Here is a 21,310-nt window from a genome sequence, read left to right as displayed (position 1 = left end):
AAACCTCATCCTGCGGAGCGCAGGACATCCCTCAACTCAGTCCGTCCGGACACGTGCAGCTTTCGGAACAGCTTGTTCAGGTGCCAGTCCACTGTGCGCGGTGACAGGTGCAGATCCTGCGCGATCTGCGTCCTTGACCAGGAACCGGCAGCCAGCTGAACCAGGCGCGCGTCGAAGTCGCTGAGCGAGCCCAGCGCACTCTCAATACTGTTTTCGTGCAGGAGCTTACGGTACGCAGCGTTCTCGACGACGGCGGCGCGGCGGTTGAGGCTGCTTCCGGCTCCCGGCAGTTCGGTCCGCACCAGGCCCGCGGCGCGGTACGCGAGGAGATGGTGGCCCAGTTCCACGGCGCCCTCGGCCGCGTCCAGGAGCAGCTGCGGATCGCTGGCCAGCAGCCCCTGGCCGTAGGCAGCCAGGGTTTTGGCCCAGCGCCCGGTGGCTGTTGGTGCAAGCCGTGCCAGTTCGGCGGCCGCTGACCGGTCTCCGCTGGAAGCAGCCGCCTCGAAGCAGGCCAGAGCAAAGGAGACGTTGCCGCGTGCCTCGGCGTCCTCGGCCATGCGGATCAGGCTCCGGGCCGCTGCCTCTGCGCTGTGGCCCAGCCTGGCGAGTGTCTGGTGGAATAACCTCACCCGGTCAGCGTGCCAGGACGGCTGGTGCCTGAACCGCGGGGCGAGCCCGAGGTAACCGGCGGCTTTGTCCTCATTGCCGGCAAGTCCGTGTGCGTAGGCCAGCAGGGCGGTGGCGAGCGGCAGCAGGTCCTCCCGGTCGCGGAAGCGAAGCTGGCTGACCGCCGGTGCCAGGGACTCAACGGCTGAGTCGGCTTCTCCGGCGGCCGCGTGGATGATGCCGCAGGCCAGTTCTCCGGCCGTTCCGCGGTAGGACTCGTGGACCCCATCCGTGTTTTCCCGGACAAAGCACAGGGCCCGGTCCAGCTCGCCGGCAGCATACAGGGCGTAGAAGAGACGGGTGACGATGAAGCTCTGGTCGGGGGCCGGCAGCGGGGTGTGCAGCAGGTCCCAGGACGCGTCCAGCAGTGCCATGGCCTCTGCCGCCTGGCCTGTCACGGCCAGCGACTCGGCCGCTGCCGCTACGGCCAGCGCCCGCATCCGGGTGGAGATGCCGCTGCGTGCTGCAAGCTCCTGCAGGGGCTTCACGGCGGCGGGATAGTTCCCCTCGGCGAGCTGCAGCTCTGCTTCGGCGAGGTCGACAGCTGCCGCGGTGTCCGTGCTCAGTCCCCGGGACGGGTCCGGTGAGCCCGGTGAGCCCGGGGAGTCCCGGGAGTCGCGGCGGAGGATGTCGAGAACCTGCTGCGGGGCACCGGATTTGGACAGGCTGCGCAGCAGCGCGGCCTTCTGGATCATCAGTGTGGTCCAGTTCTCCCGCCGGGCAGGATCAAAGCGCGGCTCGAAACCGGTCAGGACTCCGTAGGCCCCCTGGTGTTCTCCCAGTGCCATAAGGGCCCGGACTTCCTCGCACACCAGTTCCTGGCTGCGGCTGCCGTGCGCTACGGAACGCACGAAGTCCAGGGCCTGGGCCGGGTTGCCGGAGTCGTTGGCGAACCGTGCGGCCCGCAGGACGGCGCCGTCCCCGGGATCCGCTTCACAGGCCAGGGTCCAGGAAACGTAGCCGGCCACGGCCTCCGGCTCCAGGACGTCCAGGTTCTCGAGCAGGACAGAAACTTCTTTCCACAGCTGGTGGCTGCGGCCGAGCGGCACGTTGGCGGAGACGACGGCGGCAAGCAGCGGACTTCCCAGCCGCACGGCCGGAACCGCACCCCGTTCGGGCACCACCGTTCCGTCTTCTTCCAACGCGTCCACGGTTTCCGCGGCGGCAAGCTGCAGCAGCACCGGAAGCGGAAGCGGACTGACGCGGGAAAGTATTTCAACGACTTTGCGCTGGTCTTCCGGCAGGCGGGAAAGCCGGGTGGAGATGACTTCCGCAACGGCTCCGGTGTGTACATAGGACCGGGCCCGCACCCAGGTCGCGTCTGACCGCACGAGCCTGCGCTGCTGGACCTGCTCCTCCGTCATAAGGATGGTGAAGTGCGGGTTTCCGTGGGTTTCCTTCCACATCTCCCGTGCCGCCGGCTCGGAGACCCGCCCGCCCAGCAGCCGTTCCATCAGCGTCCGGGTTTCCTCGGGCAGCAGCGCCTCGACGTCGATCCGCTCCAGATGCCCGTCAGCCCAGAGCGAGAGGACCTCAGGGTCTGCCCGCAGCACGTCGGTGGCTGTTGCCACAACGACGGCGTCCCGGGCGCGGACCAATTGCGAGATGACCTGGACGGAGAGCTCATCAAGCTGATCGGCGTCGTCCACCACCAGCAGCACCGGAGCGGCTGCTGATTTGGAGCGCAGGAGCCGACGGACCTCCTGCAGTACGCGCACCAGACTCAATTCGCCCGTGGGAGGAAGCTCGCTGAGCAGCGGCGCGAGGGCACCGTACGGACTGCGGCGGGACACTTCGGTGCCGTACAGGGCCTCGACCCGGAAGTTGGGGACACGGTCCGCCACGGCTGCCGCCAAGGCGGTTTTGCCTATGCCCGGAGCCCCGACGATCAGTGCACCCCGGCCCTCTTCCAACGCGGATCCCAGACGGCTCAGGAGGCTCTCGCGGCCAACAAGTTTAGTGAACGGCCTGGGCAGCGTCATGCCGTGCCAGCCGCCTGCGGATACCGCCGGCCGGAACTGCGCGAAGCAGGCCCTCCCATATTCCATTCCCCCCGTATGCACGTCTTCGAGCCAGAACGGGGCCGCTGTGCAATACAGCGGCCGCCCGTTCCACTGCGCAAGAGTACGCCTCATTGGCGCTCATAGGAAGGCATGGAGCTGGTGCCGGCGCACATTTATTCCGGGCATGCTGCGTGTGCGCAGGAAAAGTGCGGAAAGCAGGGGGACGGTGCCGCACTAGAGATGCGGGAGGGGTGTTGGCGGGGAGTTTTTGATAAGGGACCGGCGCCGAGATGGGGGTGGCCCAGTCTCGGAGGCCTCCCGACGCCGGCCCCGCTTCAGGAGCCCGAAGGCTACCGCCAGTGTAGGCCCGCGCCATGGACCAAACAATGCCCCTGCGGCAGGGCATGGGCACGGGTTATATACCTGAATATCGACGCCGGGCTACTCGTCCGCAGCAGCCGGGGCGGGTGTCCCTAGGCCCCGCTGTGGAACTTCTGCTGCGCGGCGAGCAGACCGTCGGAAAGCAGCAGCTCCACGGCGTCCGCGCCGTCGGAAACCAGGAACGGCAGGTCCTTTGACTCGGTGGTGCCAAAGTCCTTCAGGACCCAGTCCGCGGTGTCCATCCGGCCGGGCGGGCGGCCCACGCCTACCCGCACCCGCAGGTAGTCCTTGGTGCCCAGGGCCTTGCTGATGTCCCGCAGACCGTTGTGCCCGCCTTCGCCTCCGCCGAGCTTGAGCTTGACAGAGTTGAACGGAATGTCGATCTCGTCATGCACCGCCACGATGTTCTCCGGGTCAATCCCGTAGAAGCGGGCCAGCGCCGAGACCGGTCCGCCGGAGAGGTTCATGTAGGTGAGCGGCTTGGCCAGGACCACACGCGGTCCGCCAATGCCGATCCGGCCTTCCAGGACCTGCGCGCGGGACTTGTGCGACTTGAACCTGCCACCCATGCGGGAGGCCAGTTCGTCCAGGACCATCTGGCCAACATTGTGCCGGTTACGGCTGTAGCCGGGCCCGGGGTTCCCGAGCCCGGCTACAAGCCAGGTGTTACTGGTCAAAAAGGACTACGCCTCTTCGGAAGCTGCCGGTGCGGCTGCTTCTTCTTCGCCTGCGCCGGCGCCCAGATCCTGGACAGCGGACTCGGAGATGTTGATGACCATGGTCTCGGGATCGAGCAGCAGCTCGACGCCGGCCGGCAGTTCCAGGTCCTTGGCGTAGATGTGCTCGCCGGCCGTGCGGCCTTCGATGCTGACCGTGATGGTCTCGGGGAGGTTGGTGGCGTCAGCGGCAACCAGAACGGTGTTGGCTTCCTGGTTGAAGACGCTGGAGCCCGGAGCAAGTTCGCCCTCGACGTGGACGATGACCTCAACCTCAACCTTTTCGCCCTTGCGGACGGTCAGGAGGTCGATGTGCTCGATGATCTGCTTGATCGGGTCGCGCTGGATGTCCTTGGCCAGGGCCAGGTGTGCTTCGCCGTCAACGTCGATGTCCAGCAGGGCGTTCGGGGTGCGGACGGCCAGCGTGGTTGCCTTGGCGGGCAGCAGGATGTGCATAACATCGGCGCCGTGCCCGTAGATGACTGCGGGGATCATGCCGGCGACGCGGGCCTTGCGGGCTGCACCCTTGCCGAAGTCGGTGCGGGTGGTGGCTGCGAGCTTCTGCTCAGACATTGCTAACTCCTGTTGTGGTTCTTCCGGGATTTCAGTTGCCTATTCGGCGCCGGTATCGGAACGAACCAGCTGCATCATCTGCGTTCAGGTTGAACGCGTGCAGTTGAGAAGTTGCCAGCCACCGTCGATAACGGAGTGCCTCCGGGTTTTTCCGGGGCCTCCCTCGCCTAGGCATCGGAGTCAATGTTACCAGCTTGCCGCCGTCGCACTGTCCGCCTCTGCCCCGCTCCCCCGGCGCCTGGCCCGCCGAAGCCGCCTCCCCAACACCGAGAGGCCAGTCACGGCTGGTTTGAGCGTTCAAACCGGCCGTGACTGGCCTCTCGATGAAAAGGACTCCGGAAGGGCTAGGCCTTGCCGTCGAACAGGCTCGTCACGGAGCCGTCTTCGAAGACCTCGCGGATGGCACGGGCGATGAGCGGGGCGATCGAGAGCACGGTGAGCTGCTCGAAGCGCTTGTTGACCGGGATCGGCAGGGTGTTGGTGACCACCACTTCGCGGGCACCGGACTCAGCCAGGGTGCGTGCAGCGGGATCGGAGAACACGGCGTGGGTGGCGGCGATGATGACGTCCTTGGCGCCGGCTTCCTTCAGCACGCGCACGGCGCCGGCGATCGTTCCGCCGGTGTCGATCATGTCGTCGATCAGCACGCAGGTGCGGCCTTCAATCTGGCCAACAACCTGCTTGGAAACAGCCTGGTTGGGGACCGTGAGGTCGCGGCTCTTGTGCACGAACGCCAGCGGGGCGCCGCCCAGGCGCTCGGCCCACTGCTCGGCCACGCGCACGCGGCCGGTGTCCGGGGAAACGACGGTGACGTTGGAGACGTCCACGCGGGTGCGGATGTAGTCAGCCAGCAGCGGGATGGCCATCAGGTGGTCCACGGGGCCGTCGAAGAAGCCCTGGATCTGGGAGGTGTGCAGGTCGACGCTCATGATGCGGTCAGCGCCGGCAGTCTTGTACAGGTCTGCCACGAGGCGGGCGGAGATGGGCTCGCGGCCGCGGCCCTTCTTGTCCTGGCGGGCGTACGGGTAGAACGGGGAGACCACGGTGATGCGCTGGGCCGAGGCACGCTTGAGCGCGTCGATCATGATCAGCTGTTCCATCAGCCAGTTGTTCAGCGGAGCCGGGTGCGCCTGGATGACGAAGGCGTCCTTGCCGCGGACACTTTCACCGGGGCGGACGTAGATCTCGCCGTTGGCGAAGTCGTAGGCAGCGAGCGGCAGCAGGTCGGTGTCCAGGCACTTGGCTATCTCCTCCGCCAGCTCCGGATGCGCCCGTCCTGTGGCTAGGACAAGCCTTTTTTCACCTTGTGCGGTGATTACGCTGCTCATGACTGTTCGCTTTCTCGCGTGGGGTTATCAGTACCGGAGAGGGAAGTCTGTGTCTGGGCGCGCTCGGCGGCCTGCGCTGCTGCGGATCCCGGGCGGTTGGTTGCCACCCAGTTCTCGAGGTTGCGCTGCGGTGCCACGTTGATGGCCAGCGAGCCCGCCGGAACGTCCTTGCGGATCACCGTTCCAGCTCCACTGTACGCCCCGTCCCCCACGGTGACGGGCGCCACATACATGTTGTCGCTGCCCATCCGCACGTGCGATCCGACCGTTGTGTGGTGCTTCTTTTCGCCGTCGTAGTTGACGAAGACGGAGGCTGCACCAATGTTCGAGTGCTCCCCGATGGTGGCGTCCCCCACATAGGAAAGGTGCGGAACCTTGGAGCCGGTGCCGATCTGCGCGTTCTTGGTTTCAACGAACGTGCCGATCTTGCCGTGCTCTCCCAGCTGCGTTCCCGGGCGGAGGTAGGCAAAGGGTCCGACGTCGGCACCGGCGCCGATCAGGGCGTCGGATCCGTGGGTGCGGATCACCTTCGCGCCTTCGCCGATGACCACGTTGGTGAGGGTGGTATCCGGGCCGACGACGGCGTCGCGCGCCACCGTGGTGGTGCCGTGCAGCTGGGTGCCGGGCAGGATGGTGACGTCTTCGTCCAGGGTGACGGTGGAATCGATCCAGGTGGTGGCCGGGTCCACGACGGTGACGCCGGCACGCATCCAGCGTTCCAGGTTGCGGCGGTTGTGCTCGGCGTTCAGGGCTGCGAGCTGCACCCGGTCATTGGCGCCTTCGACCTGCCACTGGTCGGTGGTTTCCACGGCGGCGACCCGCCCGCCGGCTGCCCGGGCGATGGCCAGGACATCGGTCAGGTACATCTCGCCCTGGGCGTTGTCGGTGCTGACCGAGGCCAGGGCCGAACGCAGCACAGCGGCGTCGAAGGCGTAGATGCCGGAGTTGATTTCGTTCACGGCCAGCTGTTCGGCCGTGGCGTCCTTCTGCTCCACGATTCCGGTGACCGTTCCGTCTTCGGCGCGCAGCACCCGGCCGTAGCCGGTGGGGTCGGCGACGCGGGCGGTGAGGACGGTGACGGCGTTGGAGTCCACGTTGTGCACTGCCACCAGTTCACGCAGGGTGGCCGCATCCAGCAGCGGCACGTCGCCGTAGGTCACCACAACGGTGCCTTCCAGCGGGGTAAGTGCGTCGATGGCTTCCACGGCGGCCTGGACGGCGCGGCCGGTGCCGGGAACTTCGTCCTGGTCAACAATCATGGCGCCGGGCATCAGGGATGCGATGTGGGAGGCGACCTGGTCCCGCTCGTGGCGCACGACGACGGCGAGGGTGCGCGGATGCAGTGCCTGCGCCGCGTTCAGGGCGTGGCCCACCATCGAGATGCCGCCCACCGGGTGGAGGATCTTGGGGGTCCGGGACTTCATCCGGGTGCCTGCGCCGGCCGCAAGGACTATGACCGCAGCGGGTGCTGCCCCTTCGTTCGGTCCGGTACCCTGCGTATCCTGCATGCTCACGAAAAGGCGCTCCTACACGTTGTCCGGCTTCGGGGCCGGGGCAGTCCCCTCCGCACCGCGCGGCTGCATCCCAGCGTTCCGCCCATAGGATTCGAACCTATACTCCACGGCTCCAAAGGCCGGGGTGCTGCCGTTACACCAGGGCGGAAAATGTGTGGCTGATGCCGCACACAAGAGTCCAGTTTGCCACGTCCGAACCCTGCTCCGCGACTTGGGACACCCGCGCCCCGCGGGACGCTTAGCGCCAATGCGTAGACTGGGACAGTGGCGAGAATAACAACTGCGCGGTCACGGCCGCGTATGACAGGAGTCCAGCGGCGGGCCCAGCTGATCGGCGTCGCCCGTTCGCTTTTCGCCCTCCGCGGGCTCGAAGGCGCGACCATCGAGGACATTGCCGCCGGTGCCGGGGTCTCCAAGCCGGTGGTCTACGAACATTTCGGTTCCAAGGAAGCGCTGTACACCGAGGTGGTGGACACCGAGTTCGACCGGCTGCTCACCGCCATCACGGAAGCCCTCGGAGCCGACGCCGGCCCCCGGGTGCTGCTGGAGCGCGCGGCCTACTCGCTGCTTGACTACATTGAGAACCACACCGACGGATTCCGGATCCTGGTCCGAGATGCTCCCCCGTCACAGCCTGAGGGAACCTTCTCCACCCTGCTTTCCCGCATTGCCGCGGACGTGGAGCACATCCTGTCCAAGGAATTCGGCAGCCGCGGCCTGAGCGCCGAAGTGGGCGGAATGTACGCGCAGATGCTGGTGGGCATGGTGGCCATGACCGGCCAGTGGTGGCTCGATGCCCGCACCCCGGACAAGGCCACGGTGGCAGCGCACCTGGTGAACCTGTCCTGGAACGGCCTGACCGGCCTGCAGAAGGAACCGGCGCTGGGCCACATTGCCGGCGGCGGAATCCCGCTGGTGCTCACCCTCTCCGCCGTCCTGGTGCGCGATTCCGACGGGCGCATCCTGCTGGTCCGCAAGCGCGGGACCAGGAAGTTCATGCAGCCCGGCGGGAAGCTGGAGCCGGGCGAGGATTTCCGCACCGCGGCTGCCCGTGAAGTGAATGAGGAACTGGGCCTGGCAGTCACCGCCGGCGACCTGGCGGACATAGGCCGCTGGTACGGTCCCGCGGCCAACGAGGCCAATACGTACATCGATGCCGGCCTGTTCGCACTCAGCCTTCCGGGCCCCTGCGGCACCGGGAGCACACCGGCACCGGAAGCCGCCGCCGAGATCGAAGAAACTCTCTGGCTGACTCCTGCGGAAGCGTTCGCGCGCAGCGACATTTCACCGCTGCTGCGTGACCATGTGCTGCCGGAGCTGCTGGCCCAGGAAGGCACTGACCTCAGCGTCTCCGGCTGACCCTGCCCCTCCATCGAGATAGCAGAAACTGCCCGTTTCAGCGCTGATACGGGCAGTTTCTGTCATCTCGATGGGGCTACTCGAGGATCTCCGAGGCCTCGAGCCACTGCATCTCCAGCTCCTCCTGCTCGGCGGCTACAGCCTGCAGCTTCGCGTTCAGGTCGGCGAGCACCTCGAAGTCCGGGCTGCCGCCGGCTGTTTCCTTATTCATCTGCTCGTGGATCTTCTCGGACTGGCCGGCAAGTTTGGTCAGCTGCCGCTCAATCCGGGTGAGGTCCTTGCGGGCGCTGCGCTTGTCCGCTTCCGAGTGCGCGGAGCCCGCCACAGCGGTGGCCACGGCGCCCGCGCCTGCGGCATCGGGCCGGGAGGCACCGGCCTGCGCGGCCCGGCTGGCCTGGGAGGAACTTCCGCCGCCGGCGCCGGAGGCCAGTGCGGCTTCGCGCAGTTCAAGATACTGGTCGACGCCGCCGGGCAGGTCCCGCAGCTTGCCGTCGCCGAGCAGCGCCATCTGGGTGTCGGTGACCCGTTCCAGCAGGTACCGGTCGTGCGAGACGACCACCAGGGTTCCGGGCCAGCCGTCCAGCACGTCTTCCACCGCGGCCAGAGTGTCGGTATCCAGGTCGTTGGTCGGTTCGTCGAGCATCAGTACGTTGGGTTCGCCCACCAGCAGGCGCAGCAGCTGCAGCCGCCGCCGCTCGCCGCCGGAGAGTTCACGGACCGGTGTCCACTGCCGCTGGGAGCTGAAGCCCAGCTGCTCTACCAGCTGCCCGGCGGACAGTTCGCGTCCGCCTACGTTGAAGACGCGCTTTTCCTTCTCAATCACCTCGATGACCCGCAGGTCGGCAACCTCGTCCAGTTCGCGGACCTCCTGGGTCAGCACGGCGGTCTGCACGGTCTTGCCGCGCTTCAGCCGGCCCGACGTCGGTTCAACGGTGCCGTTGAGCAGGCGCAGCAGGGTGGTCTTGCCGGCGCCGTTCACGCCCACGATGCCCAGCCGCTGCCCGGGAGCCAGCCGCAGCGTGATGTTCCGGAAGAGCTGGGTGTCCCCCAGTTCCAGGGACACGTTCTCCAGGTCCAGCACGTCCTTGCCCAGCCGCGCCGTCGCCATCTTATTCAGGGACAGCGTGTCCCGGGGCTCGGGCACGTCGGCGATCAGGGTATTGGCGGCCTCGATGCGGAACTTCGGCTTGGAGGTACGTGCGGGGGCGCCGCGGCGCAGCCAGGCCAGTTCCTTCTTGATCAGCTGCTGGCGCTTGCCCTCAACGACTGCGGCCATCCGGTCGCGTTCGGCGCGGGCCAGCACGTAGGCGGCGTACCCGCCGTCAAAGGGCTCGACGACGGCGTCGTGCACTTCCCAGGTCCGGGTGCAGACTTCGTCCAGGAACCAGCGGTCGTGGGTGACCACCAGGAGGGCGCCGTCGGTGGCCCGCCAGCGCTGCTTCAGGTGCCGGGCCAGCCAGGCCACACCTTCGACGTCTAGGTGGTTGGTGGGCTCGTCGAGCATAATGACGTCGTCGTCGCCCATCAGCAGCTTCGCGAGGGCCACGCGGCGGCGCTGGCCGCCGGAGAGGGAGGAGACCTGGGCGTTCCAGTCGACTTCCTGCACCAGGCCGCTCATCACGTCGCGGATCTTCGGGTCCGAGGCCCACTCGTAGTCCGCGGCGTCACCAACGATTGCCTGGCCCACGGTGAGGTCGCCGTCGAGCACGTCCGACTGGTCCAGGTATCCCACCGTGACGTCGCGGCGGCGGGTGACCCGGCCGCTGTCCGCGCTCTGCCGTTCAGCGAGCAGCCGCATCAGCGTGGACTTGCCGTCGCCGTTGCGGCCCACCATGCCGATCCGGTCCCCCTCGTCCAGCCCAAGGGAGACGGCGTCGAGGATGGTGCGGGTGCCAAAGGCGATGCTGAGGTTCTCAGCGCCAAGCAGGTGTGCCAATCGGAACTACTTTCGTCGGTTGTTCAGGTTTTGCTGGCCGTGGGCTGCGCCCCGGCGACGGGGCCGTGGACGGCCAGTGCGTTGTGTCCCTCTGACCGCAGCGCCGCTTCGAGCCGTGCTGCGGAGCCGGCGTCGGCGGCAAGGAAGGCCAGGGTGGGTCCGGAGCCGGACACGATCCCGGCCAGGGCGCCCAGGGCGCGTCCGCGCTGCAGGACCTGCTCCAGTTCCGGTGCCAGGGACAGGGCTGCGGGCTGCAGGTCGTTAGTGATAACGCCGGCCAGCGCGGCGGCGTTCCCGGTGCGCAGTGCCTCGAGGACGCGCGGGTCGGCGGCGTCTGGTTCAGGCGCCGCCGCAGCACCGACGGCCTCCGCTTCGGCCCGCAGGGCATCCAGGCGGCCGTAGACAGCGGGGGTGGACAGGCCGGAACCGGAGGAGGCCACCAGGACCCAGTGCAGCGGAGTCTCCGCGGGAACTTCGGTGAGCAGGTCACCCACGCCAAGCCCGACGGCGGCGCCGCCTGCCAGGGCGAACGGCACGTCCGCGCCGAGGCCGGCAGCCAGTGCCCGGAGTTCGGCTGCGTCCAGCCCGGTTCCCCACAGCAGGTTGCAGGCCAGCAGTGCGGCTGCGGCGTCAGCGGATCCGCCGCCCATCCCTCCGGCTACGGGGACGCGCTTGGTGATGGTCAGTTCCACGGCCGGGTCGGCAATGCCGGCGTGCGCGGCCAGGGCCGCCGCGGCGCGGGCCACCAGGTTGTCCGGGCCCAGGGGGATGCCGTCCACCGGAATCTGCAGCGGACCGCCGCCTTCAACGCACACGGTGATGCCGGGGCGCGGGGCAGCCGCGGCCGTCACGTCTTCGCGCAGGTCCAGGGCCAGGTAGACACTGGCCACGGCGTGGTAGCCGTCGGGCCGCAGCGGACCCACCTGGAGGGAGACGTTGATCTTCCCCGGCGCGCTGACGGTTACGGAAGCCGGGCGGGTTCCGGAGGTGTTCACGATGCGGCTTTCGCCTCTGCGATCCGGGTGTAGGCGTCAATGTCCAGCACCTCACCGCGGGCACTGGGGTCCACTCCGGCGGCGCGGAGGGCAGTTTCGGCTGCGGCGGGGCTGCCCGCCCAGCCGGCGAGGGCTGCGCGCAGGGTCTTGCGGCGCTGCGCGAAGGCAGCATCGATGACGGCGAAGACTTCCTCACGGGTGGCAGTGGTGGCGGGCGGCTCGTGCCGTTCGAAGCCAACCAGGCCGGAGGCAATCTTGGGCGCCGGCCAGAAGACGTTCATGCCAATCACGCCTGCCTTGCGCATGGTGCCGTACCAGGCTGCCTTCACGGAGGGGACGCCGTAGGTCTTGGACCCGGGCCGGGCGGCCAGCCGGTCCGCCACCTCGTCCTGGACCATGACCAGGCCGTGGCGAAGGCTGGGGAAGGTCTCCAGCAGGTGCAGGACCACTGGCACCGCAACGTTGTAGGGCAGGTTCGCCACCAGCGCGGTGGGTTCCGCCGGCAGCTCGGTGACGCGCATGGCGTCGGCCAGGACTACGTGCAGGTTCTCCGCCTGTTCCGGGCGCCAGGTCTGCACAGTCTGCGGCAGGCGTGCGGCCAGCACCGGATCGATCTCCACCGCCACCACTTCGCGGGCAGCGTCCAGCAGGCCGAGGGTCAGGGAGCCGAGTCCGGGGCCCACCTCCAGGACGGTCTCCTCGGGGTCTACGGAGGCGGCCGCGACGATCCGCCGGATCGTGTTTCCGTCAATGACGAAGTTCTGGCCGAGGGTCTTGGTGGGACGCACGCCCAGTTCCTCCGCGAGCGCCCGGATATCGGAGGCGCCAAGCAGGGGTTTGGGCCGCGGAACGGGCGCGGAAACAGATTCAGTCACTGCCTCATACTAGCGCCCGGGCCGCCCTGTTCCTGAGTCCGGGTGCAAAGGTGCTAGTCAGGCCAGTCCCCCACCGGGCACGCGGATACCGGCGGAAACGATGGCTGGAAAAGACTCATGGGATTCCCTCCGCGCTTTAGCTCTTGCTCTGCCGCTGCCGCGGCCCGGACTGTAGCGTCCTTCACCGCGGCAGATCCAAGTCTGGGGCACCGGAAGAACGGCGGTAACGGTGATGGGTGAAACCTTTGGGAAAAAACTCCGAACAGCCCGGCAGGAGAGCTTCCTTAGCCGCAGGGACCTGGGGCACCCTGCGCTGCGTGAACGGGAGATTTCCCTGCTGGAAACCGGACGGCGGGAACCCGGACGCGATGTGATCGGATACCTGGCCGCGCGGCTGGCAGCGGCGCCCGGCGGCCCGCCCCGGGCGGACGGTGAAGACGGCGCTGTTTTCCTCAGCCTGGCTGCGGCCCAGGCCTGGGATGAAAGGAACTACTTTGCCTGCCTTGAAACCGCCGTGGCAGCCGCTGCGGCAGCACGCGCCGAAAACGACGCCCGGGGATGGTGGGAGCTCTCCCTGCTGGCCGGCAGCGCACGGCTGCGGCTGGGCCACTACCCATTCTGCATCCGGCAGGCTTCCGCGCTGGCCCGGCACCCGCTGGCACAAAGCCGGCCGGAGTTGCGTTCGCGTGCCCAGGAACTGCTCGCCCGGGCCTGTCAGGGAGCCGGCAGGCTGCCCGACGCCGTCCGCCACGGCCGGGAAGCTGTGGCATCAGCGCAGGAGGGTGCGGCTGGTCCCGAGGTGAGCCTGGCGGCCTATCTGTGCCTGGCGGCCGCCTTGACGGAGAGCGGCGGGCTCTCCGAGGCGTGGGAGTACTGCCAGGTGTTCCTCCTGCCGCTGGCGGAGTCCGTGCCGGATACCCGGCTGGCAGGCAAGGGATTCTGGACTGCCGGGAACGTCGCGTTCAGGCGCGGCGACGCCGGGTCCGGGGTACGTCTGCACCAGCGCGCCGCGGAACTGCTCAGTCCCCGGCTGGATGTAGGGCTTTGGGCCTCGTTCAACAAGGCATCGGCGAGCATGCGCCTGGCCTCCGGCCTGCACGATGAGCAGACGCTGGCCTGTATCCGGCAGGCAGAGGCGGCGCTCGCCGTCGTGGGCGCTTCCCCCAGCGATGCCCTGGACCTGCTGCATGCCCGCGGCCGCTGGCAGCACCTGAGCGGGAACCACGCAGAAGCCGTAGACCTGCTCTCCGAAGCCTGGGACGGGCGCAGTTACCTTTCCCCGCAGACGGCGGCGGAGGTGGCGCTGCTGCTGGGGCTGAGTCTGGCCTCGCTGGGCCGGACCGGGGCCGCTGCTGACCGGCTTCGGGAAAGTGAGTCGCTGTTCCGCCGGGCCGGGGCGGCAGACAGGTCCGGTCATGTCCGGACGCTGTCCGCCCACCTGGGCCGGGGAACTGATTGGTGAAAGCGAAAAAGCCGGCCACGGGGGCCGGCTTTTTCTGCTGTGGATACTGGTGCTAGAGCAGCCCGAGCTTGCTGGCGCAGGAGGGCCAGTGGCCCCAGCCGCCGTTGGCACGCAGGTTCTCAGCCACTGCGATCTGCTGTTCGGGGGTGGCTTCGCTGGCTACCGGCGCATAGGCGCCGCCGCCTGCACCGAGCCAGCTCTGCGTGCTGAACTGCAGCCCGCCGTAGTAGCCGTTGCCGGTATTGATGTGCCAGTTTCCGCCGGATTCACACTGGGCCAGGGCTGCCCAGGCGCCGCCGGCAGGGGCAGTGCCTCCCGCGGCTGCGGGAGCTGCGGGAGCGGGAGCGGCGGGACGCTTCTTGGTCCCGACGGCGACCGTCTCGGTTACCGGAGCACGGGTGACGTCTTCGCGGGCCAGGACACGGCTGACTTCACGCCCGTCCACAACCACGGTGTCAAAGACGAGCGTGCGCTCACCGGCGGTACCGGGTTCGGTTACCTTCTTCTCGCCTTCGAAGAGCTCGGCGTCCTCCACGGTGCGGGTTTCAAACGGAACCGGCTCGGTGACGGTGTCCTGTGTTCCGGAGACCACGCGGGTGACCTTCAGCGTCATGCCGTCTGCAACGCCTGCACGGGCGGGTACGGAGAGCCGGTCAGAGGCACCGACCGTAACGCCGGCTTCCTCCAGCAGCTCTCCCACGGTTGCCGCGGTGGTCTGGAGTTCGCTGGTCTTGCCGTCCGCAAGCAGCGTGACGGTCTTGGGAGTGGAGATCGAGAGTCCCTGCAGGGAACGCAGGGAGGTGTCCAGCGACGCGGACACGGAAGACTTGGCGGAAACCCGCAGTTCGGAGATCAGGTCGGCCACCGTGGAGCCGGTGGTCTGGACGGTGTGGCCGGTGCCGTCCACGTTTACGTTCACGGTCTTCGCCGTGGTCACTTCGATGGTGGTGCCGTCCTGCACTTCGGTAGCCGGAGCGGGAACCACACGGTCTGCTGCTGCAAGCTGGATGTCGGCTTTTTCCAGGACATCCTCAACGGTGCCGCCGAAGGTCATGATGTCGCTGGTTTCCCCGTCCACGCTGAGGACGACGGACTTGTTGGTGCCGACGAAGGCCACGAGCCCCAGGATGAGTGCCACCATCACAGCGGCCTGGCCGCCGAGCTTCAGCCCGCGCCTCACGATTGCAGTTGCCACGGAATTCCAAACTTTTCGAGCTTCCGGGCACGGGGACTGGGCACACGCCGGGCAGGGCTCCGGGTCTCACGGAGTGCCGGCGCGTGCAGGCAGGGACCATCGCCGTCGTGGTAATCCAGACTGCCGGGGGCAGGGCATGGTTCGCTAAGGCGGTAGTTATCAGTCCGGAAGCCTTCCCCGACCCCGGCTAATAGGTCCCTACCGTAACCGAACCGTGACCATCGGGCAAACTGCGGTTTCGGCCAATGGGTATTGACACCTAGTCCCAGGACCCGTACACGGCAGTGGTGTTCGCGGCAATCGAGGTGCACAGATCCGCCAGGTCCGTGCCGCGGATTTCGGCCATGGCCCGCACCGTGTAGGGGATCATGTAGCTGGCGTTGTTCCGTCCGCGGTAAGGGTGCGGGGTCAGGAACGGAGCGTCGGTTTCCACCAGCACCAGTGACGGATCCGCTATCGAGAGGGCGTCCCGGATCCCCTGGGCGTTGCGGAAAGTCACGGTGCCGGCGAAGGACATGTACCACCCGTGCTCATTGCAGATCCGGGCCAGTTCAGCGTCGCCGGAGAAGCAGTGGAACACCACGGCCGGCGGCAGCTGCTCCTCCTTCAGGATCCGGACCACGTCATCGTGCGCGTCACGGTCATGGATCTGCACTGCTATGCCGGCGCGGCGGGCAATGCCGATGTGCCGGCGGAAGGAGTACTGCTGTGCATCCACCCCGTCCGGGCCCGTCCGGTAATAATCCAGTCCGGTCTCCCCCACAGCCCGCACCCGCGGGCGGGCGGCGAGCGCCTCGATTTCTTCCAGCGCGTCCTCCAGGGTTCCGGCGGCGGCCAGTTCGGGGGCATCGTTGGGATGGATGGCGACGGCGGCCAGCAGCCGCGGCTCTTCCTCTGCCAGCCGGACGGCTTCCCGGGAGGACTCCAGGTCGGTTCCCACCTGGACGGCGCCCTGCACCCCGGCGGCAGCGGCGGCGTCGAGCGCTGCGGAGGCGCTGCGGGCACCGGGTACTCCGAAATCGAGGTGGGTGTGGTTGTCCATCACAGGTGCGGGCAGCGGATCCGGTGCCGGGGCGAAGGCCTTTTCCGGGCTCCGGCCCTCTTCCCGCTGGCTGTGGCTCCGGGCGAGGTAGGTCTGCGGTATTTCACCCGGAACGTAAGCGCCGTCGATAGTCATGTCTTTAAGCCTAAGTGAGCTTGTACCCTGTACGTACTATGTGCCCCGGCGGCTGCCGGGAACCGCTGCGCCGGGCCCCGGGCCCTGCCGTGCCGGGCGGGCAGCTGAAGGGGCACTCAACCGCCAGCCGGAGCTGTGCTTTCTCCGGGTGACTGCGCAGAGGCTTGGAAGGTATCCATGGACGCTCGCAACACATCCGCTGCCACCGCCGGATTCGATGCACCGGGATCCGGTGCGCCGTTCGCCGGCAGGGCGGCAGATGAGGCCGATTCCTTCCTGGCGGCCAGCACCCGCATCCTGGACGCCATCAACACCGTCATCGACGGCAAGGATGAAGCCGCCCGGCTGGTGCTGACGGTGCTGCTGGCGGAAGGCCATGTGCTGCTGGAGGACGTGCCCGGCGTCGGCAAGACCATGCTCGCCAAGACCCTGGCCCGGGCCGTTGACTGCTCGGTGACCCGAATCCAGTTCACCCCGGATCTGCTCCCCTCGGATGTCACAGGCGTGTCGATCTACAACCAGGATGCCCACCGCTTCGAATTCCGGCAGGGTCCAGTCTTCGCCAACATCGTGATCGGCGATGAGATCAACCGCGCCTCGGCCAAAACGCAGTCCGCCCTGCTGGAGTGCATGGAGGAGCGCCAGGTCACGGTCGACGGCGGCACCTACCGGCTGGCCGAACCCTTTATGGTGGTGGCCACCCAGAACCCCCTGGAGATGGAAGGCACCTACGCCCTTCCCGAAGCACAGCGGGACCGGTTTATGGCCCGCATCTCCCTGGGCTACCCGGACACCGCCTCGGAGATCGAGATGCTGGAAACCCACCAGTCCGTCTCTCCCCTGGACTCAATTGTTCCGGTGGTTTCGGTACGGGACATCGCTGCGATGACCGCCCGCGTGCGGGATGTCTACGTTTCCGCTGCGGTCAAGGAGTACACGGTGGCCATTGGAGCCGCTACCCGGGAGCACCCGTTCATCCGCCTCGGCGCCAGCCCGCGCGCCCTGCTGCAGCTGCTCCGCGCTTCCAAGGCCCGTGCCGCGCTGGAAGGCCGGGACTTTGTCCTGCCCGACGACGTCGCCCGGCTGGCCGGGTCGGTGCTGCCCCACCGGCTGATCCTGGAGCGCAAGGCGCTCAGCGCCGGCGACACCCCGGCCTCGCTGCTGGACGCGATCCTGTCCAAGGTTCCCGTTCCGCGTCCGCCGGGAGCCCGTCCCGGAATGGTCCGGCCGTAGCCGATGAGTAAGCCCGCACATCAGCTGCCGAGCGTGCTCACCGGCCGCGGCTGGGGTCTGGCAGGCACCGGGGTTGCTGCCCTGCTGGGTGCCCAGATCCTGGGGCGGCGTGACCTTTTGCTGCTTGGGGTGTTCCTGATCCTGCTGCCGCTGGCTGCCGCCCTGGCGCTGCGGCTGCTGAAGCCGCAGTTCCAGGTTGAGCGCACCTTCGCGCCTGCCACGGCGGAGTCCGGAACGCCGGTGAGCATTTCCCTGGCGGTCCGCCCGGTGAAGCCCTTTGGCGGCACCGCCCGCATGAGGGAGGAGCTGCCGGGCCGTTTCGGTGCCAGCCCGGAGTTCCGTTTCCCGGCAGCCCGGACCGACCGCAGTTCGGCCAGCCGCTACGAGTACCGCCTGCGGTCCACCCGCCGCGGCCTCTACCGCATTGGACCGGTCAGTGCCGGCTTCCTGGACCCGTTTGGCCTTGCGGTGGCGCAGCACACCATCGGGTCCCCCGATGAACTGATTGTGAAACCCGTCCCGGCGGAACTGCCCGCCGTGGTCCTGGACGGCCTGCGCGGCAGCGACGGCTCGGTCGCTACCCGGGTCCAGGGCGTACCCAGCCAGGACGATGTGACCACCCGGGAATACCGGCCCGGGGATCCGATGCGCCGGGTCCACTGGTCCGCCACGGCGCGGCACGGCGAACTGATGGTGCGGCAGGAGGAAACAGTGGCGACTCCGCGCGCCACGCTGGTCCTGGACCAGCGTGAGTCCAGTTACGACCAGGGATTCCTCTCCCCGTTCTGGGCCGACACCGCCGACGACGCAGCTCCGCCCAGTTCCGAGACCTTCGAATGGGCCGTCTCCGCCGTAATGTCAGTGGGGGCTGACCTGCTGGAACGCGGCTTCGCGGTGCGGATCCTGGATGCGCTGGCCCGCCCGGGGCTGCAGCGCTCACCGTCGGCAGCTGTTCCCGACGCAGAGGTCTTCAGCGGCGCCGCGGCCGTGGGCGATCTGGGTGAGGGCCTGGCAGCCCTCGGACTGGAACAGGCTGCTGCTGCGTCCACGGCCGCAGCCGTCACGCTCCGGCCGGGTTCCCGGCGCCCGGGCAGAACATCCCCGCCCGAGGGCGCCCACCAGTTTCCCGACCGGGGCCCCGGAGCGGCTCCGGCGGACCGCGGACCCTTCGGTGATGCCCTGCTCGAAGCACTGCTGGATGGCCGGCACCGCGGCCCGCTCGTGGTCATCACCGGCGCCCTGAGCAATGAGGATGCCCGCCGGCTGGCCCCTGCGGCTGACACCGCGCCGACTGCGGTGGCCCTGCTGGTCACCGAGCGTCCGGCGGCAGCAGAAGCCCAGCTGGCGCTGCTGCGCTCCGCCGGCTGGACGGCCCTCGCCCTGGATCCTGCCCAGTCAGTCGCCGCTGCCTGGTCCGGTGCCGCCGCGCACGCCGCGGTCCTCTCGCAGCCGGGGCACCGGCCATGACGGCTACGCTCGCCCCGCCGGGGCCGACGCGGACCGGGCCCTCCGCACCGAGGACACGTCACACCGGGAACGCCCAGTGGGCCGGCGGCGCGGTAACCGCCATAGCAGTTCTGCTGTGTTGCCTGAGCGTGCACGGCGTCCTGGAGGGTTCTGCCTGGCTGTGGCCGCTGGGCATGGCCGTAGCCGCCGTAGTTGCCGGAACGGCGCTGGCACGCTGGTTCCGGTTCCCGACGGCGCTGGTGCCGGTTGCGGGGATGGCTGCCCTGGTCCTGGTCCTGACCCTCATGTTTTCCGCTGATGCTGCGTTCCTGGGCATCTTCCCCACTGCCGCCACACTGGAACGCGCCGGGACGCTGCTGGCCGGGGCCCAGACCACGGTCATCACCCAGGTCATCCCCGTGATCCCGGACGCAGGCGTAGTGTTCGTCGCCTGCCTGGCCGTAGGCCTCGTCACCGTCCTGGTGGACACCCTGGCTGTCACCCTGCGGATGCCTGCCGCGAGCGGGTTTGGCTTGTTCACAGTGCTGCTGGTGCCGGCCATCATCAAGCCGCAGAGTGTGGGAGTTGCCGGGTTCGCCGCCGCCGCTGCCGGGTACCTGCTCATCCTGGCGGCGGGAACGTGGCAGGAGCGCAGGGACCGTGCAGTCCAGGGCGCGGGGGCGCCGGCTTCCCGGCCCTCGGGCCCCCAGGCCGCGGGTGCTGCCGGGATCGGTGCGGGCGCGCTGGTGGCGGCGCTGCTGGTTTCCCTCGCGATTCCCGGGTTCAACGCCGGGGCCTTCCCCCAGGGCGCCAGGTTCAATTTCCTGACCGGCACCACCGGCCTGAACCCGGTGGTGACCCTGGGGAACGACCTGCGCCAGCCCACGGCAACCGGACGGATCACCTATGCAACGGATTCGACCCGGCCGCTGTATCTTCGCTCGACGACCCTGGAGGATTTCTCCGGAACCCGCTGGGCGCCGGACACCCGGGAGAACGACCGCCAGTCCGGGGTTGAGGAGATGGCAGCGGCCCCCGCCCCGGATCCGGGAATCCCCACGGACACGGTTCGGACCGTGATCGGCTCGCCCAGCTACGCCAGCCCGTGGCTGCTGGCACCCTACGCGCCGTCTGCCGTATCCGGTCTTGAGGGTTCCTGGACCTGGGATCCGGCCACCATGACCATCCTGTCCGGCACCGGCAGCTCAGAACCGCGTTCCGGCTACGAGGTGGTCAGCGAAGCTCCCATCATTACCGGTGAAGCCCTCTCCGGCATCCCTCCGGCTCCCGCAGACGCCGTGGATCCCATGTTCACGGACCTGCCCGGGAACCTCCCCCAGATCATCCGTGACACTGCCAGGGAAGCCGTGGCAGATGCCCGGGGACCGTATGCCCAGGCACTGGCGCTGCAGTCCTACCTGCGCGGTCCGGATTTCGACTATTCTCTCGAGGCGCCGGTGGAAGGCGGTTATGACGGCAACGGCATAGACGTACTGGCCCGCTTCCTGGAACAGCGCTCGGGGTACTGCATTCATTTTGCCTCCGCGATGGCCGTAATGGCCCGTGAGGTGGGAATCCCCAGCCGCATGGGACTGGGCTATGCGCCGGGGCGGGCAACCGGCACCACCATTCCGGGGCCGGACGGCACGGAACTGGATGAATACGCGGTGGACGCCCGGGACGCGCACGCCTGGCCTGAGCTCTACTTCGAAGGGGCGGGCTGGGTGCGCTTCGAGCCCACGCCTTCCCGCGGCGTCGTACCCGCCTACTCCGTGGAACGGCAGCAGAACGCCGCCTCCGCAGCACAGGCCGACGCCGATCCGCGCGAACTGCAGAATCCGGTGCCGCCGGCGCTTCCCACCACTGAGTCCGAAGCCGAGGCGGAGAGCCAGCCCCTGGCCCCGGAGGAAACCGCCGGAGCACCGTGGGCCGGCGTCGGCATCGGCCTTCTGGTGGCCGCCGCCGCTGTGCTGACGCCGTGGGCGCTGCGCCGGCGGCGGAGCGGCGTGCGCCGGCAGGAGCACGCCGAGACCGGCAGCGCCGCTCCGGCCTGGGCCGAGGCGACGGACCTGGCACAGGACTTTGGCTACCGGGCACGGACTGCGGACAGCCCGCGCTCCTATGCTGACCGCCTGGCCGTGCAGGCGGAGCTGCCGCAGCACGCCGCCAACGCGCTGGCACGGCTGCGCACAGCCTATGAGGCGGAGGCGTACGCGAATCCCGCCTCCGGGCCGCGTACCGGCAGGTCCCGGGCAGACTGGCAGGACGTGGACGTCCTGCGCAGTGCGCTGCGTGCCTCTGCGGCTGCACCCGTCCGGCTGCGCGCCAAGTTCATTCCGGCGTCGTTCTTCCCCGCCCCGCGGGCAGGGCAGGCCCAGGCGCGCCCGCCGTCTTCGGTACCCGGGTCCTGACGCAGCAGGTCCCGCTCCGGGAGACTGATCTCCCGGAGCG

General features: G+C 68.5%; 15 protein-coding genes, 1 tRNA gene and 1 pseudogene. 6 read left to right on the top strand and 11 right to left on the bottom strand.

The window, feature by feature from the left end; all coding sequences use genetic code 11:
- Positions 1-5: 5 nt before the first annotated feature.
- The 6 genes from TVC13_RS05875 to TVC13_RS05850 form a co-directional block, all read right to left on the bottom strand.
- Entirely contained in the window at positions 6-2,648 is a 2,643-nt protein-coding gene (locus TVC13_RS05875) for an AAA family ATPase (protein ID WP_422400292.1), read from the bottom strand.
- 494 nt (positions 2,649-3,142) lie between these two features.
- Positions 3,143-3,727, bottom strand: a complete 585-nt coding sequence (gene pth / locus TVC13_RS05870) for an aminoacyl-tRNA hydrolase (protein WP_422400291.1) — start codon at positions 3,725-3,727, stop codon at positions 3,143-3,145.
- Positions 3,728-3,733: 6 nt separating this feature from the next.
- Complete coding sequence (locus TVC13_RS05865; RefSeq protein WP_422400290.1) at positions 3,734-4,339, bottom strand: 50S ribosomal protein L25/general stress protein Ctc; 606 nt, start codon at positions 4,337-4,339, stop codon at positions 3,734-3,736.
- A 344-nt stretch (positions 4,340-4,683) separates the two neighbouring features.
- Positions 4,684-5,667, bottom strand: a complete 984-nt coding sequence (locus tag TVC13_RS05860; protein ID WP_422400289.1) for a ribose-phosphate diphosphokinase — start codon at positions 5,665-5,667, stop codon at positions 4,684-4,686.
- A complete protein-coding gene (gene glmU, locus TVC13_RS05855) occupies positions 5,664-7,175 on the bottom strand; it encodes a bifunctional UDP-N-acetylglucosamine diphosphorylase/glucosamine-1-phosphate N-acetyltransferase GlmU (RefSeq protein ID WP_422400319.1) in 1,512 nt (503 codons plus the stop codon). Before glmU ends, TVC13_RS05860 begins: the two co-directional genes overlap by 4 nt.
- Before the next feature lie 82 nt (positions 7,176-7,257).
- Positions 7,258-7,329, bottom strand: a tRNA-Gln gene (locus TVC13_RS05850).
- 152 nt (positions 7,330-7,481) lie between these two features.
- On the opposite strand from TVC13_RS05850, the pseudogene TVC13_RS05845 reads away from it, so the two are divergent.
- Together TVC13_RS05845 and TVC13_RS05840 are read left to right on the top strand one after the other, a co-directional pair.
- Positions 7,482-8,066 (top strand): annotated as a pseudogene (locus TVC13_RS05845) (TetR/AcrR family transcriptional regulator); the annotation flags it as partial.
- A gap of 30 nt (positions 8,067-8,096) precedes the next feature.
- Positions 8,097-8,540 (top strand): NUDIX hydrolase, encoded by a 444-nt coding sequence (locus TVC13_RS05840; protein ID WP_422400318.1) that lies wholly within the window; start codon positions 8,097-8,099, stop codon positions 8,538-8,540.
- A 76-nt stretch (positions 8,541-8,616) separates the two neighbouring features.
- Here TVC13_RS05840 and TVC13_RS05835 read toward each other — a convergent pair whose 3' ends face one another.
- The 3 genes from TVC13_RS05835 to rsmA are packed head-to-tail and all read right to left on the bottom strand — an operon-like array spanning position 8,617 to position 12,346.
- Complete coding sequence (locus tag TVC13_RS05835) at positions 8,617-10,476, bottom strand: ABC-F family ATP-binding cassette domain-containing protein (RefSeq protein WP_422400288.1); 1,860 nt, start codon at positions 10,474-10,476, stop codon at positions 8,617-8,619.
- A gap of 23 nt (positions 10,477-10,499) precedes the next feature.
- Positions 10,500-11,471 (bottom strand): 4-(cytidine 5'-diphospho)-2-C-methyl-D-erythritol kinase, encoded by a 972-nt coding sequence (locus TVC13_RS05830; protein WP_422400287.1) that lies wholly within the window; start codon positions 11,469-11,471, stop codon positions 10,500-10,502.
- Positions 11,468-12,346, bottom strand: coding sequence for a 16S rRNA (adenine(1518)-N(6)/adenine(1519)-N(6))-dimethyltransferase RsmA (rsmA, locus tag TVC13_RS05825; RefSeq protein WP_422400286.1), 879 nt, complete (start codon positions 12,344-12,346; stop codon positions 11,468-11,470). Before rsmA ends, TVC13_RS05830 begins: the two co-directional genes overlap by 4 nt.
- A gap of 232 nt (positions 12,347-12,578) precedes the next feature.
- Between rsmA and TVC13_RS05820 the strand changes: the two genes are divergently transcribed.
- Complete coding sequence (locus tag TVC13_RS05820; protein WP_422400285.1) at positions 12,579-13,808, top strand: helix-turn-helix domain-containing protein; 1,230 nt, start codon at positions 12,579-12,581, stop codon at positions 13,806-13,808.
- A gap of 52 nt (positions 13,809-13,860) precedes the next feature.
- Here TVC13_RS05820 and TVC13_RS05815 read toward each other — a convergent pair whose 3' ends face one another.
- Positions 13,861-15,003: a ubiquitin-like domain-containing protein gene (locus TVC13_RS05815; protein ID WP_422400284.1), complete on the bottom strand. Its 1,143-nt coding sequence runs from the start codon at positions 15,001-15,003 to the stop codon at positions 13,861-13,863.
- Between the two features lie 259 nt (positions 15,004-15,262).
- Positions 15,263-16,180, bottom strand: coding sequence for a TatD family hydrolase (locus TVC13_RS05810; protein WP_422400283.1), 918 nt, complete (start codon positions 16,178-16,180; stop codon positions 15,263-15,265).
- A 177-nt stretch (positions 16,181-16,357) separates the two neighbouring features.
- Here TVC13_RS05810 and TVC13_RS05805 point away from each other — a divergent pair, with 177 nt between their 5' ends.
- Genes TVC13_RS05805 through TVC13_RS05795 form a run of 3 tightly spaced genes read left to right on the top strand, consistent with a single transcriptional unit; the run spans position 16,358 to position 21,270 of the window.
- Positions 16,358-17,413: an AAA family ATPase gene (locus tag TVC13_RS05805; protein WP_422400282.1), complete on the top strand. Its 1,056-nt coding sequence runs from the start codon at positions 16,358-16,360 to the stop codon at positions 17,411-17,413.
- A gap of 3 nt (positions 17,414-17,416) precedes the next feature.
- Positions 17,417-18,880 (top strand): DUF58 domain-containing protein, encoded by a 1,464-nt coding sequence (locus TVC13_RS05800; protein ID WP_422400281.1) that lies wholly within the window; start codon positions 17,417-17,419, stop codon positions 18,878-18,880.
- Positions 18,877-21,270, top strand: coding sequence for a transglutaminaseTgpA domain-containing protein (locus TVC13_RS05795; protein WP_422400280.1), 2,394 nt, complete (start codon positions 18,877-18,879; stop codon positions 21,268-21,270). Before TVC13_RS05800 ends, TVC13_RS05795 begins: the two co-directional genes overlap by 4 nt.
- Positions 21,271-21,310: the final 40 nt, after the last annotated feature.

The sequence above is a fragment of the Arthrobacter sp. 3Tela_A genome (genome assembly GCF_049311025.1).
Taxonomy (GTDB): domain Bacteria; phylum Actinomycetota; class Actinomycetes; order Actinomycetales; family Micrococcaceae; genus Arthrobacter_B.
This window is presented reverse-complemented; position numbering and strand designations above follow the sequence as displayed.

Excerpts from the sequence above, each read along its gene's own strand:
- TVC13_RS05820 (WP_422400285.1), top strand. The coding sequence starts at position 12,579 with ATGGGTGAAACCTTTGGGAAAAAACTCCGAACAGCCCGGCAGGAGAGC.
- glmU (WP_422400319.1), bottom strand. The coding sequence starts at position 7,175 with ATGCAGGATACGCAGGGTACCGGACCGAACGAAGGGGCAGCACCCGCT.
- TVC13_RS05795 (WP_422400280.1), top strand. The coding sequence starts at position 18,877 with ATGACGGCTACGCTCGCCCCGCCGGGGCCGACGCGGACCGGGCCCTCC.
- TVC13_RS05800 (WP_422400281.1), top strand. The coding sequence starts at position 17,417 with ATGAGTAAGCCCGCACATCAGCTGCCGAGCGTGCTCACCGGCCGCGGC.
- TVC13_RS05860 (WP_422400289.1), bottom strand. The coding sequence starts at position 5,667 with ATGAGCAGCGTAATCACCGCACAAGGTGAAAAAAGGCTTGTCCTAGCC.
- TVC13_RS05810 (WP_422400283.1), bottom strand. The coding sequence starts at position 16,180 with ATGACTATCGACGGCGCTTACGTTCCGGGTGAAATACCGCAGACCTAC.
- TVC13_RS05875 (WP_422400292.1), bottom strand. The coding sequence starts at position 2,648 with ATGACGCTGCCCAGGCCGTTCACTAAACTTGTTGGCCGCGAGAGCCTC.
- TVC13_RS05865 (WP_422400290.1), bottom strand. The coding sequence starts at position 4,339 with ATGTCTGAGCAGAAGCTCGCAGCCACCACCCGCACCGACTTCGGCAAG.
- TVC13_RS05805 (WP_422400282.1), top strand. The coding sequence starts at position 16,358 with ATGGACGCTCGCAACACATCCGCTGCCACCGCCGGATTCGATGCACCG.